Below are 12,916 nucleotides of genomic sequence, written 5' to 3' on the forward strand. Positions count from 1 at the left end.
AGGGTCCGGTCAGCGTCGACCGGACGTGGTCGGCACCGGCGGTTGCGGGAGCCCGGCAGCCAGCTGCTCGAAGACCTCGCGGAACACATCGGCGAAATCGGCTTCGTCCTGGCGGACGCACCAGTGCTCCACCGCGATACGGCCGGCGGTGGCGCCGACCGCTGCCAGCAGCCGCGGGTACAGGTCGAGCGTGCGTCGCCGCTCGTCCTGCGACACGTCGGCCGGACCGTCGTCGGCGCTCGGGGACGTACCGGCGCCGATCCGCTCGGCGACCGCTTCAGCCAGGCCGGTCTCGTCCGCCAGGTGGGCGCCGAGACTGCGCGCGAGGAGTTCCGGGGCCTTGCCCAGCACCTCGACGTACAGGCGCCACAGGTCGGTCTGCTGTTCGACCTCCTGCAACTCCCCCGCCATGGCGTCACGCAGCGCCTCCAGCGGCGACAGTTCACGTGGCGCGTCCAGCAGGGCCCGCCGTACCCGGGCGCTCGATTCCGCGCCGATCAGCACGAACACCTCGTCGCGGGAGTCGAAGTAGTTGAAGAAGGTGCGTGCGGAGACCCCCGCCGCGGCACTGATCGCGTCGACGGTGACGTTCTCCAGCCCGTGCTCGGCGGCCAGCCGCACCGCCGACTCGACGAGTGAGGCACGCGTGGCCCGCTTCTTGCGCTCACGCCAACCGTCTTCCGCGGTGTTCTTCTCGCTCACGCATTGCATACTACGCAAAAATGCAGGCTCTGCAATAATCCTTCCCCGAGTCGCACGGGACCCACCCCGTGCGACGTACGGCCGCCCCGCCTCGGGGCTGCCGCGCTTCGGTGGCGAGCCGCCGTTGGCCGGGTTCTCCTGCAGGGGTGAGCGGTACCTCCTCGACGAGGGCCAGGCGGGCCGGCGCGCCCACCCCCTCCAGGTCCGCCCCGAACGGGTCCTTACGCGTCCGTGAGGTGCGCGAGCGCGGTGACGACCCGTTCCGCGATGTCCGGCGGCCAGGGGAAGGAAGGGGAGACCGCCCTCTGGTGGGCGAGCCCGTGCAGGCCGAGCCAGAGCGCGACCGCATCGGCGGACACGTCGGCACTGGTCGAGCAGCCCGCACCGACGCAGGCTTCCAGGGCCTCGGCGAGCCGCCGCATGCTCTGCCGGCCGAGCGTGGCCATGTCCTCCTCGGTCACGGAACCGGCGGCCAGGTCGGGCACCCACAGCCCTCCGAACATGGTGCGGTAGCGCCCGGGACGAGTCCGGCCGAACTCCAGATACGCCTGGCACAGGGCCAGGAGCCGCTCGCGGGGCGTCCGGCCGGCGGCGTCCACGGCGGCCCGCAGTCGTTCGTCCAGCTCGGCGAAGGCGCTGCGCACCACGGCCAGCACGACGGCCGGCTGGTCGGGGAAGTGGCGGTAGATCGACGGGGCGGCGATCCCTACGCGACGGGCGACCGAGCGCAGGGTGATGGCGCTTTCGTCACCGGTCTCGTCGAGCAGGCCGGTCGCCGCCGTCACGATCTCCTGGCGCAGCCGGTCGCCCTGGCCACGGCGATTGCGGACGCGGACGGGTGGAGCTGATGCATCGTCTGCCATGCCATGACCTTACAGGAAAAAACTTACAGCTGTTTCCTCTTGCACCGGAGTGACTAACATTCGTAGCCTTACAGCCGTTAGCCGGACGGGACGAGCAGATCGGAAGCAGCATGAGCAGCATCACCAGCGCCGAAACGGCGGACCGGGCCGCTCCCGGGCCGCTCGCCTCCTTCGTCCGGTTCGTGGTGTGCGGCGGCGGTGCCGGGATCCTGGCCGGCGCGGCTGTGGCGCTGCTGGCCGGTTCGATGCCCTGGGGCGTGGCGAACGCGGTCGTCACCGTCGTGTCGACCGCCCTGTGCACGGAGTTGCACGCGCTCTTCACCTTCGGGACCGGGAGGCGGGCCGGATGGCGCCGGCACCGGCAGTCCGCCGGATCGGCCGCGGTCGCCTACGCGGTGACCTCCCTCGCCGTGTTCGTCCTGCACCTGCTGCACCCCTCGCCGGGGGCGCCGACCGAGCAGGTCGTCTACTTGAGCGCTTCCGCGCTCGCAGGGATCGGACGGTTCCTGGTGCTGCGGCTGTTCGTCTTCACCGGCGACGACGGGCGCACGGGGATCGACGGCGATCACGGGTGCGCGGGACGCGACGGCGATCACGGGTGCGCGGGACGCGACGAGGTCACTTCCCGGCCGCTCGCCGCGCCGGCCGTGATCCCGGTGGCCGTCACGCGCGCGTCGCCCGCCCGGGTGCCCCGTTCCCGGCTGGTGCTCGCCGCCGGAGTCTGACCGGCCGGCTGCGGGCTGTCCGCGCCCGGGCGATGCGCCGACGATCCGGTACGCGATGCCCACCGCGCGAATTCCGGCGATACGGATGCCTTTACCGAAAGGCTCACAGCCCGTGTCCGTAACTCTTCATGACACCTGTCCACACGTCAGGTTCTGAAAATTCGAGTACAGCCGGCGCTCGGCCTTGTGCGATTTCGAGGTTGTGAAGGATGCGGCCGTCTATGGAGTTCACTTCTCGCGCCCCCTCCGAACACCTTCAAGCCCCCCCAGGGGGCGTTGCGCTAATCGGCTTGTAGCACTTGGCTGGAAGTAGCGCAGATCCTTGCTCGGTATTCCCACCGGGAATTCGTTCAAGGGCCAACGTATACGCGCCTGCCGGTCACGGCATTTCCGAAGACGAAGGAGAACGTCATGACGTACGAGCGTCCCACCCTCGCCAAGGCGGGCGGTTTCCGCAAGGCCACCGGCCTTAAGAACACCGGGCCCAAGGACATCCTCGGAGGCAAGCAGCTTCTCTGACGCAGGCTGTCGGCACCCGCCGGGCAGGTGCGTCGTGGGCGGACCACCGGGCCGGCCCGGTCTCGCGGGTGGTGGCTTCCGGCCACCACCCGCTCCACTGTCCGAGCAACCGACCGAAGGCCGAGGTACATGGACCGGTTCCCGTCACTCCAGGCCGTATCCGCCTGGTTCGTCGTCCTCCCCGACACCGACGCGGCAGCCCCCCTTGCCGCCGAAGCCCTCCACCACGCGTCACAGAATCTGTGTCATGCCTCGGGAAGGCCCTGGCTCGTGGGTCGTTGGGGGCCGCGGGCCATGGTCGTGGGGGAGCACGAGGACGCCCGTGTGGCGGTGATCGGCGAGCACGCCGTCACTGCGCGGGATGCCGAACGGGCAGCCGCGGCGGTGACTCGCGCCCACTCCCTGAAGGCGCTGGACCATGCCGCCGACTGGGCCGGCAGCTTCCACCTGATCGCCAGCTGCGGCGGCCGGGTCCGGGTGCAGGGCACCGTGGTCGAGCTGCGGCGCGTCTTCCACACCGGGACGGCACGGCCTGGTTCGCAGGAGGTGGTCATGGCCTGTGATCGGGCCGATGTCCTCGCCGAACTGACCGGTGCCGGGCTCGACGAGCGCCGCATCGCCCTGGAGCTGCTCAGCACGGGGGCGCCGTACCCCTGGGCGGGCGCCCCCGTGTGGCGGGGGCTGCATGCGCTGCCGGGCGGCCACCACCTGACCCTGCTCCCCGACGGGCGTGCCCGCACCGCGCGCTGGTGGTCGCCGCCCGATCCCGTCGTTCCGCTGGCCGAGGGCGCCGTGCGGCTGCGGGAAGCGCTCGTCGAAGCGGTGGGAGTGCGTACGGGCGGCCGGGACCTGGTGACCTCGGACCTGGGCGGCGTGGACTCCACAGCGGTGCACTGCGCCGCGGCGCGCGGGGACGCCGAAGTGGTCGCCTACACCGCCGCCCTGCACGACGAGGCCGGCGACGACGTGCACTTCGCCCGGCGCACCGTCCAGGCCCTTGGCGGCATGGAACACCACGTCGTACCGGCCGGCGACGTCGCCATGACCTTCGACGGGATCGACACGCTCGACGACATCCTCGACACCCCCAGCATCCTCACCGTCGACCGCAACCGCCGGATGGGGATCGTGGAGCTGGCCGCGGCCCGCGGTTCCGGTCTGCACCTGACGGGTCTGGGCGGTGACGAACTTCTGGCCGGAACGCCCGCCCGGCTGCACTCACTGGTACTCACCCACCCCCTCGTCGCCCTGCGGTCGGTCCGGGGGTACGCGGCCAAATACCGGTGGGACCGGCGGGCGGTACTGCGTCAGCTGGCGGACCGGCGCCCCTACCGCACCTGGATCGAGCGGGTGGCCCTGGACCTGACGGAACCCCCCGTCGCGGCCGGGGAACCGCTGCTCGACTGGGCGGTGCCTCCCCGGATGCCGCCCTGGGCCACGGCGGAGGCCGTCGCGGCGGCCCGCGAGCTCCTGCGCGGCGGCCGGAGCGCCGTCGAGCCCCGCGGCAGGGGGCACGGCGAGCACCGTGAGCTGGTCGCGATGGACGGCATCTCGCAGTGGGCCCGGCACATCGGGCAGATGGCCGCTCCGCTCGGCATCGCCGTCTCCGCCCCCTACTACGACACCCGCGTCATCGAGGCGGCCCTGGCCGTCCGGCCGCAGGAGCGGATCACTCCCTGGCGGTACAAGCCCCTCATCGCCGAGGCCATGCGCGGCATCGTGCCGGAGGCGGTCCGCTCCCGCGCCACCAAGGCCAACGCCACGTTCGAGGAGGAGGCCGGGGTGCGGGAGCACCGCTCGGCCCTGCTGGCGCTGTGCGAGGACTCCCGGCTGGCCCGGCTGGGCCTGGTCGACGAAGGTGTCCTGCGGGCCTGGTGCCGCCGTGCCCTGTCGGCGGAGTCGGAAAGCTATCTGCTGCATTCCACGATCGCCTGCGAAGTGTGGCTGCGCTCGCGGGAGAGGACGCCCCTGCCGGCCGACGGCAGACGTGAGGAGAGGTAGAACGATGCCCACGCTGAAGCACGATGTCCTGCTGACCGAGACCGAGTACGGTCTGGCGCTCCTGGACCAGGGCAGCGCCGAGTACTGGACGCTCAACCCGACGGCCGCGGTCGTCCTGCGCAACCTGCTGGACGGAGGGGACGTCGAGAGGGCCGTCGAGATCCTTACCGCCCGCTACGAGGACGTGGACACGGACGCGGCGGCGGAGGACGTCAGGCGCATCATCGGCGAGCTGCGCGACGCGGGGCTCGTCCTTCCCGGCCCGTGAGGGTCCCGGGCTCCTCGACCAACCGGCCTGCGAGCCCTGCCCCGGGACACCACCGGGTGTGCGCGGCCGGCCCGTCCCTCCACATCGATGAGGCACCCATGACGACCCCGGAAGCGATGCCCTACGACCCGCGGTCCATCCCGGTCGCCCGCCGTCTCCTGGCGCGGACGGCCGTGGTCTGCGCCCACCTGCTGGCGACGCAGCCGCCCCAGCGCATCCGTACCGTCCTGAGCCGGGTGCGCGGCGGGGCCAGACCCGCCACCCTCGCCGAGACGGCCGCGGCGAGGCAGGCGGTGCTCGCCGTGAGCCTGGCCGCCGGAGGGCACAAGGGCTGCCTGCCCCGGTCCCTGGCCACCGTACTGCTGTGCCGCTGTTACGGTTCCTGGCCCACTTGGTGCGTAGGGGTGCGCAGCCGGCCGCCGTTCGCCGCGCACGCCTGGGTCGAGGCCGAGGGCGTCCTCGTCGGCGAAGACGTGCCGGCCGGCTACTTCCAGCGCTTCTTCACCGTGAAGTGAGCAGATGACCACCGGTCCTGCCCGCCCGGGCCACCGGGCACTCGCGGGGCACCTGCTCCCGCAGCGTGCCCGTATCACCATCGGTGTCGTCGTCGGTCTGACGGGCAGCGTACTGGGGCTGGCCCAGCCGCTGGCGGCCAAGCGCGTGATGGACGACATGGGCCAGGGCCGGCCGGCGGCCGGTACGGTCCTCGTCCTCAGCGTGCTGGTGGTCGCCGGGGCCGTCCTGGTGGGGCTGGGCCACTACCTGCTCCAGTACTCGGCCGAGTCCGTCGTCTGTGCCGCCCGCCGCCGGCTGGCCGACCGCATCCTGCGGCTCCGCGTGCCCGTGGTGGAGGACACCGAACCCGGCGACCTGATCTCCCGGGTGACCTCCGACACGACGCTGCTGCGCCAGAGCGCCCCGCAAGCAGTGTCCGCGGCGGTCACCGGCACACTGGTCACCGCGGCGACGGTGGTGCTGATGGGGCTGCTCGACGCCGTGCTGCTGTGCGTCACCCTGGCGGTCGTCGCCTTCGTCGGTCTCCTCGTCGCCCTGGTGGCCCCCCGGATCGGCCGGGCCACCCGCGGCACCCAGGAAGCGGTGGGACGCATCGGAGTCGCCCTGGAGCGGGCGCTGGGTGCCTTCCGTACCGTCAAGGCGTCGGGGGCCGAGCGCCAGGAGGCCGAGGCACTGCACCGGGCGGCCGAGGACGCACGGTGCACCGCGGTGCACGCCGCCCGGTGGGAAGCGGTGTCGGCGACGGTCTCGGCAGTCGTCGTCCAGGTCAGCTTTCTCGTGGTGCTCGGGGTGGGTGGCGCACGCGTCGCCTCCGGCGCCATCGGTGTCTCCACCCTCGTCGCCTTCCTGCTCTACCTCTTCGCCCTCGCTCCCCGGATCGGGCAACTGGTGGAGGGCGTGGGCCAGTTGCAGGTGGCATCAGCAGCCGCGACCCGCATCGAGCAGGTGGAGGAGCTCGACGTCGAACACGTGGAGCACGTGGAACCCGAGGCACCCGAGGCAGCCGGGGAAGGGGCAGCCGGGCGGTTCCCCCTCACGGTGGCGTTCCATCAGGTGTCCTTCAGCTACCGGCCCGAAGCCCCCACCGTCCATCACGACGTCTCCTTCACCCTTCCCGCCCGCGGGCTGACCGCGTTCGTCGGCCCCTCGGGCGCGGGCAAGACCACGCTCTTCTCCCTGATGGAGCGCTTCTACGAACCCGACTCCGGTCACATCCTGCTGGGGGGCGAAGACGTCCGGCAGTGGCCGCTGCACCGGCTGCGCGCCTGCATCGGCTACGTCGAGCAGGACGTCCCCGTCCTCGCGGGGACCCTGCGGGACAACCTGACACTCGGCGGCGTCACCCCCTCCCGGGACGAACTCGCACGTGTTCTGCGTCTGACCCGGCTGGACGAGGTCGCCGACCGCTCGCCCCGCGGGCTGGACACCGACGTCGGCCACCGCGGCAGCCGGCTCTCCGGCGGCGAACGCCAGCGCGTGGCGATCGCCCGCGCCCTGCTGCGCCGCCCGTCGCTGCTCCTGCTCGACGAGGCCACCTCCCAGCTCGACGCGGCCAACGAAGCGGCCTTGCGGGACACCATCGCCGGCACCGCCCACGACACCACCGTGCTCGTCATCGCCCACCGCCTGTCCACCGTGACGGCCGCCCACCGGATCGTGGTCATGGAGACGGGACGGGTACGGGCCGTGGGCACCCACACCGACCTCCTCGCCCGGGACGCGCTCTACGACGAGCTGGTGAACACCCAGCTCCTGAACGGCGGTTCCGCTCATGAGCGGTAGACACCGGTGTGCGGCTACGGTGTGGAGCGGCAGGCGAGCGGGACTGCGAGGGCGAGGACGAGATGGTTGCGGAGGGGCGGAGATGAGACGTCTGCGGGGGTTCGGTGCGGTGGTGGCCGCCGGAACGGTGGCGCTGGTGCTGGCGGGATGCGGCACCCCGACGGACACCAGCGAGATCGTCACGTTCACCGACGAGCACGGCCGCGTCTGCACTGCGGCGGTGATCGTCGACAAGGAGCAGAACGAGGGCGACGACTACGAGGTCTCAAGCCTCGACTGCGAATACCCGCCCGAGGGACGGACACCGGGGCCCACCCGCTACTCGCCCCTCCCGGACCGGGACGCGAAGTGACCGCAGCCGGTGCGTCTCCATGGCGGGCGGTGCCGTTCCCCGTCGCCCGGACGGCGTTTTGCCGGAGCGGCAACAGAAGTGGCGTGACCGGGACATGAGGGGTGACGGTGGGACCGTGACTGACAACATCACGGGATCACCCGCGTCCGACACCCCCTCCCTCCCCTCCCCCGCCTCCCTTCGCTCCTCTCCCTTCCCTGCCGACGGATACGTCGGAGACCCCGCGGTGCGGGCGGAGTGGGACGACCGGTACACCGACCGGCAGCAGTTGTGGAGCGGCCGGCCCAACGGTGCACTCGTGACCGAGGTCGCCGGCCTCGAACCCGGACGGGTGCTCGACGTCGGCTGCGGCGAGGGCGCGGACGCCGTCTGGCTCGCACGCGGCGGCTGGGACGTGACCGCGCTCGAGGTCTCGGGCGTGGCGCTGGAGCGGGCGGCGGAACACGCGCGGGACGCCGGCCTCACCATTCGCTGGGTGCACGCCGCGCTGACGGAAGCGGCGCTTCCGCCGGCCTCCTTCGACCTGGTCTCCGCACAGTACCCGGCTCTGCTGCGCACTCCCGACGCCGCGGCCGAGCGAGCGCTGCTCGCGGCCGTCGCCCCCGGTGGCACGCTGCTGCTCGTGCACCACGCGGGGATGGACAGCCAGCAGGCGCACGACAGCGAGTTCGACCCGGCCGACTACGTCTGGCCCTCGATGGTCACCGCTCTGCTCGACGACGACTGGACGGTGGAGGTGGACGAGGTACGGCCGCGGGTGGTGCCCGAGGGCGGTGCCGGTGCGCACCACACCGACGACGTGGTGCTGCGGGCGCGCCGGCTGCGCTGACTGCCCCCTCCTCCCCCGCTGGGCGCAGACCCGGTACGGGGCAGAGGGACCGCAAGGGGTGGGCCCCGCCGGCCGGGCCGGTCACCGCGCCCCCTGCCCCACAGTGCGCCGAGCAGGGAAGCGCCGACCTGCGCCGCCGCTCCGGGCCCGCGGGGACCCGTCGTACGGATCGTCAGCGGCAGCAGCAGCGCGGCCCCGGCCGCAGCCCGACCGTGCCGCGGGCGACCGGACGGCCGAGCCCGCCGGCCCCTCCGGTTCCCGGCTCGATGATGTCGAAGGCCGGGTGCCCCGGTCGCAGTACGGCTCCCGGGAGCCGCTGGCGGCCGAGCAGCCGCAGGCCGCGGCCGCCGGGAGCGGTGAGGTCCAGCCGGTGGTGGGCCGTGCCGTCGCGGGCGGTGACCCGCACCTCTCCCCGGACGGCGAGGCCGCTCCCCAGCGGGGGCCAGTCGAGGTGGCCCTCGGCCCGGGCCCGCGGATCCGGGTCGTCCAGGAACGCCTCGGCGTCGTCCACGGTGACGGCGAGCGTCAACCGCGCCCGCGCCCGCTCCCCGCCGGGCCCGGTGGACGCGGCGCAGACACCGTGCAGGGTCTGCGCGAACGTCAGCGAGGTCGTCCGGCGGTGGCCCGGGACCGGGCGTACGGCGGGCACCGCCGGCGGCTGCTCCAGCATCCGGCGGGCGGCGGCCGGCCACCCGGCCGCCGCAGCCTCCCCGTGGCGCGCATCCGGCCCCGCAGTACCCCGGTGAACTGCACCGACGCAGCCGACACGCCGTCACCCCCGTCGCCCCCCGTTACCCCCGGCCGAATTCCCCGGCCCCGAACGACGCTACGGCGGATCCGGCCCCGCGGCGTCAACCGCCGGCGGTAATCCGTTGTGGTACCGCCGCGGTAGCGCTCCGGCCCGTACAACCGGCGCGGTAGCCGGGGCCGTCCCGACCGGCCGCCGCGGCCCGGCAGGGCCCCCGCCGGGCCGCGGCAGGACTGAAAAAGCCTCCGGCTCCCCGTACGGCCGGAGGGCTGGAGGCAGGCTGACGCAAAGGGCCTCGGCTGTCAGGCGACAGCCGCGGACAGACCGGAGGGGAAGAAGTCGCTCCATTGGTCCGCCGGGAAGAGTTCCTGGGCCAGTTGCAGCAGACGTTGCGGCTGCTGGCTCAGGCCGGTGACCGTCAGCGTCCGGTTCGCTTCCTGGCAGGCCAGCCGCTGGTGGACGAGCAGATGCAGCGCGGAGACGTCCATGAACTGGGCTTCCCGTAGGTCCCAGACCACTTCGGTGACGGACTGCGGCAGTTTCTGGGCGGTGGCGAGCAGGTTGGGCAGGGTGTCGAAGTCGATCTCTCCGCGCGGGCGGATCACAACCGTGGTGCCGTCGATCGTGGTGCTGATGCTCATGGCGGGCGCCCCCCATCGGGGGTTATGAGCCCAAGGATGCGCAGACGCCGGCAGAGGCCGCCTGGCAGCAATGGCGGGACCGGGTGCCCATGAGGAGGGCGATTCCCGGAACCCGTGAACCGGCCCCCCGCAACCCGCAGCAACGGGAGGCCGATCAATCTCTTGTCCGGCCATCGTTGCACAGAGACAACCTTCCGGCCAGGACGTCCCGCGCTGCGGGACTCTCACGGACCGGTATGTACGTCATCGAGGCCGAATGTCGCCCCTCGAAGCCGCGGCCGCACGGCGGGAAACGTGGGTTGCCTACCGGTGGGGTGGGTCAGAGCCGGTGGGACGGGTCACAGTGTCGCCGGCTCGGGAAGCTCGCCGGGCTCCACCACGACGACCTCGACGCGGGTGCAGCCGACCGCTTCCAGCGCCCTCCGGCGCTGCGTGGCCGAACGCTTGTTGTAGCGGCCGGCAGACGCCTGCGCCGCGCCGTCCGGGTCGGTCCACGTCAGGCTGTAGCGGCGTTTCGTACTCGTCATGCGGCCGTCCTCTCCGACGCCCCGGTCCGTGCAGGCCGTCATTCAAGCAGTTCATGGCCCGTTCAAGCCAGCAGCCTCCCATGCCCGGACCACGCCGGAAAGACCGGCCGTGGTGACCGGCGTGGCGTGGAGCACAGTGAGCTGTCCGAGACGTACGGGGCACTCGGTAGCACCTCATGACCCACCCGGCATCTCGCCCGTTACAGGGCCAGGCGGGCGGTAATGGTCTTGCCGCCACCGTCCGGATGCCTCCGTACGACGACGCCGCGGCACAGCCGGCGGACCAGCGCCCAGCCGAAGCCGCCCGGCCTGCCGGGGTGCGCGGTGGCGGGCGTGGCGGGTTCCTCCGGGCTCGCGTCGGTGATGTGCAGGACCAGTTCGCCCTCGCTGACGCGGGCCTCGAAGCCGAGGAGGCCGCCACCGTGGCGGATCGCGTTGGTCACCAGCTCGCTGGTCACCAGCAGCGCGTCCCCGACGGTGGTGCGCGCCGCGGGACCGCCGTCGGCACGGGCACCGTAGAAGTCGCCCAGGACACGGCGTACTTCCTCGCGGGCTCCGGCGGCGGAGTCCACCTTTCGCTGCATGTGCCCCGTATCCACCGACTGCTCCCCCTGCTCCGCCGCGAACCGGCCGCCGCCTTCCACGCAACCGTCGTAGCCCATACTGCCTGCCGAACCCTCGTGCCCCCGCCACCGGCGATCAGACATGAGGCTCCGGCACCGGTCCGGGGACCGGCCGTCGCCGCCTGAGAAAAGCCGAAGCGGTACCTGGCCGCCGTGCGGCGGCGCCGGTAACGTGCCGGCGGTGCCCGCCTCCGTCCCGTTCGCACCACTGCCCACCCCGATCCCGCACGAGGTGGGCCGCCGCCAACTCCTCCGCGGCCTCACCGCCGGGTTCGGCGGACAGGCCGCGACGAAGCCCCCACCGCACAAGGAGTCCGCATGGCAACACCGTTGAGCCGTCGCACCGTTCTGGCCGCCGGCACGGGCGCCGCCGCCGGTCTCGCCCTGCCCGGCGTCGCCGCGCACGCCGACGACCGTGCCGCCGGCAGTGTGAGATTCACCCTGAACGCCCGGGTGCTCGACGGCGGCGAACAGGTCACCTCGGTCACCCTCGGCACCTCCCGGCTCGGCCCGGTCGACCCGGCCGGTCTGACCACCGGCACCTTCACCGTGCACGCCAGGGCCACCAGCCCGATCCCCCTCACCGCCGGGGACGTCATCTACGGCGAGTACGACCTCGACCGCACGGTGACCGCCGTCCGGCTCGACCACCGCGGCGACATCGTCCTCGATCTGGACCACGCCGAGGGCCTGCCCGGCGGCGGCACCCTCGGCTACCTCGCGGGCCGGGGCCGCAACGTGATGCTCGACCTCGTCTACACCATCACCCAGCACACCCCGATCGCCCTGCGCGACCACCGCCTGATCACCATCGAGAACTTCGTGCAGAACCGCCGGCTGTCGGACCCCGAGGTGGACGCGTTCAGCTCCCACGTCTCCCGCTCGGGGATGAAGTACCGGCTGTACTCGCCCACCGGCCGCCGCCCCTCCCGACGGGGCGGGCACCCCCTCGTCGTCTGGCTGCACGGCGGGGGCGAGGGCGCCTCACTGCCCGACGGCTACTACGACAACGAGACCACGCTGCGGGCCAACCGCGGCGCGCTGGGCTTCGCCACCCCCCAGGCACAGCGCATCTTCGACGGCGCCTACGTCCTGGCCCCGCAGAGCACCTCCGCCTGGATGCAGGACGGCCCCCGCTTCGCCCCCCTCATCCACGAGATCATCCGCGACGTCGTGCGCGGGAACCGCGTCGACCGCGACCGGATCCACGTCGCCGGCTGCAGCAACGGCGGCTACATGAGCATGAAGATGACCACCGTCTACCCCACCCTGTTCGCCTCTTCCGTACCGATCTGCGGCGTCGTCACATCCTTCCCGCCCGGCGGCGCACCGCTGATCCCCGACAGCGAGCTGGCGGGGATCAGCACCCCCAGCTGGCTCGTCACCTCACGTGACGACACCACCGTGGACCCGCAGGCCAACACCGTCCACGCGCACGGCCTCATCCCCGGCTCGCTCATGACGCTCTACGACGACGTCACCTGGAACGGCCACCGGTTCTCCGGCCACTGGTCGTGGATCTACGTCGCCCGCAACGACCCCAGCACGAACGGGACCCGCATCTGGCAGTGGATGGCCGCCCGGCGCCGACGCTGACGGACCCCGTGGGCCCGGGGCCCGGGTGGAGAGGGCCGCTGCGGCTGCGGCACGAGCGCCCTCTCCGCGCCACCCGTGCACCCGTGCACCCGCTCCACCCCATCGGTGCGAATAGTCGCCGTTGCGCCGATTCCGCCGGTTGCCGGGTCGAGGATCGGTCTGCGGCTTCAGCGTTCCGGCGTTCCGGCGCTGTCCCTGTGGGTCCGGCCGCGCAGATCGACCGA

Annotated in this window: 16 protein-coding genes; 10 read left to right on the plus strand and 6 right to left on the minus strand. The window is 72.6% G+C overall.

Features of this window, described 5'->3' with window-relative positions; translation table 11 throughout:
• Window positions 1-9: 9 nt before the first annotated feature.
• Entirely contained in the window at window positions 10-711 is a 702-nt protein-coding gene (locus KM933_RS07570; RefSeq protein ID WP_221349659.1) for a TetR/AcrR family transcriptional regulator, read from the minus strand.
• A 212-nt stretch (window positions 712-923) separates the two neighbouring features.
• The gene (locus tag KM933_RS07575; RefSeq protein WP_221349474.1) at window positions 924-1,565 is read right to left on the minus strand and encodes a TetR/AcrR family transcriptional regulator; all 642 of its coding nucleotides are present in this window, start codon (window positions 1,563-1,565) and stop codon (window positions 924-926) included.
• Between the two features lie 110 nt (window positions 1,566-1,675).
• Between KM933_RS07575 and KM933_RS07580 the strand changes: the two genes are divergently transcribed.
• The 8 genes from KM933_RS07580 to KM933_RS07615 all read left to right on the plus strand — a co-directional run bounded on the left by KM933_RS07580 (window position 1,676) and on the right by KM933_RS07615 (window position 8,557).
• The gene (locus KM933_RS07580) at window positions 1,676-2,290 is read left to right on the plus strand and encodes a GtrA domain-containing protein (RefSeq protein WP_308013297.1); all 615 of its coding nucleotides are present in this window, start codon (window positions 1,676-1,678) and stop codon (window positions 2,288-2,290) included.
• A gap of 411 nt (window positions 2,291-2,701) precedes the next feature.
• Entirely contained in the window at window positions 2,702-2,809 is a 108-nt protein-coding gene (locus KM933_RS07585) for a keywimysin-related RiPP (protein WP_221349476.1), read from the plus strand.
• Between the two features lie 270 nt (window positions 2,810-3,079).
• The gene (locus KM933_RS07590) at window positions 3,080-4,810 is read left to right on the plus strand and encodes a lasso peptide isopeptide bond-forming cyclase (protein WP_488269382.1); all 1,731 of its coding nucleotides are present in this window, start codon (window positions 3,080-3,082) and stop codon (window positions 4,808-4,810) included.
• 4 nt (window positions 4,811-4,814) lie between these two features.
• On the plus strand, window positions 4,815-5,078 hold the full coding sequence (locus KM933_RS07595) for a lasso peptide biosynthesis PqqD family chaperone (RefSeq protein ID WP_221349480.1): 264 nt from the start codon (window positions 4,815-4,817) through the stop codon (window positions 5,076-5,078).
• A gap of 98 nt (window positions 5,079-5,176) precedes the next feature.
• On the plus strand, window positions 5,177-5,593 hold the full coding sequence (locus tag KM933_RS07600) for a lasso peptide biosynthesis B2 protein (RefSeq protein WP_221349482.1): 417 nt from the start codon (window positions 5,177-5,179) through the stop codon (window positions 5,591-5,593).
• A 4-nt stretch (window positions 5,594-5,597) separates the two neighbouring features.
• Complete coding sequence (locus tag KM933_RS07605) at window positions 5,598-7,376, plus strand: ABC transporter ATP-binding protein (RefSeq protein ID WP_221349484.1); 1,779 nt, start codon at window positions 5,598-5,600, stop codon at window positions 7,374-7,376.
• A gap of 82 nt (window positions 7,377-7,458) precedes the next feature.
• Complete coding sequence (locus KM933_RS07610) at window positions 7,459-7,728, plus strand: YgdI/YgdR family lipoprotein (protein ID WP_221349485.1); 270 nt, start codon at window positions 7,459-7,461, stop codon at window positions 7,726-7,728.
• A gap of 115 nt (window positions 7,729-7,843) precedes the next feature.
• Entirely contained in the window at window positions 7,844-8,557 is a 714-nt protein-coding gene (locus tag KM933_RS07615) for a class I SAM-dependent methyltransferase (protein ID WP_308013298.1), read from the plus strand.
• A 172-nt stretch (window positions 8,558-8,729) separates the two neighbouring features.
• On the opposite strand, the gene KM933_RS07620 is transcribed toward KM933_RS07615, so the two are convergent.
• From KM933_RS07620 to KM933_RS07635, 4 genes are all read right to left on the minus strand, one after another.
• Window positions 8,730-9,227 (minus strand): hypothetical protein, encoded by a 498-nt coding sequence (locus KM933_RS07620; RefSeq protein WP_221349489.1) that lies wholly within the window; start codon window positions 9,225-9,227, stop codon window positions 8,730-8,732.
• A gap of 380 nt (window positions 9,228-9,607) precedes the next feature.
• Window positions 9,608-9,946 carry an STAS domain-containing protein gene (locus KM933_RS07625; protein ID WP_221349491.1) on the minus strand — a complete coding sequence of 113 codons (339 nt, stop codon included), beginning with the start codon at window positions 9,944-9,946 and terminating at the stop codon, window positions 9,608-9,610.
• 338 nt (window positions 9,947-10,284) lie between these two features.
• A complete protein-coding gene (locus KM933_RS07630; RefSeq protein WP_221349493.1) occupies window positions 10,285-10,473 on the minus strand; it encodes a hypothetical protein in 189 nt (62 codons plus the stop codon).
• A 200-nt stretch (window positions 10,474-10,673) separates the two neighbouring features.
• Window positions 10,674-11,057, minus strand: a complete 384-nt coding sequence (locus KM933_RS07635) for an ATP-binding protein (RefSeq protein ID WP_221349495.1) — start codon at window positions 11,055-11,057, stop codon at window positions 10,674-10,676.
• A 220-nt stretch (window positions 11,058-11,277) separates the two neighbouring features.
• Between KM933_RS07635 and KM933_RS07640 the strand changes: the two genes are divergently transcribed.
• Together KM933_RS07640 and KM933_RS07645 are read left to right on the plus strand one after the other, a co-directional pair.
• Window positions 11,278-11,430, plus strand: coding sequence for a hypothetical protein (locus tag KM933_RS07640; RefSeq protein WP_221349497.1), 153 nt, complete (start codon window positions 11,278-11,280; stop codon window positions 11,428-11,430).
• Entirely contained in the window at window positions 11,415-12,692 is a 1,278-nt protein-coding gene (locus tag KM933_RS07645; RefSeq protein WP_221349499.1) for a PHB depolymerase family esterase, read from the plus strand. The genes KM933_RS07640 and KM933_RS07645 overlap by 16 nt, the downstream gene beginning before the upstream one ends.
• Window positions 12,693-12,916: the final 224 nt, after the last annotated feature.

The sequence above is a fragment of the Streptomyces beigongshangae genome (assembly GCF_019710745.1).
In the GTDB taxonomy this organism is placed as follows: Bacteria; Actinomycetota; Actinomycetes; order Streptomycetales; family Streptomycetaceae; genus Streptomyces; species Streptomyces beigongshangae.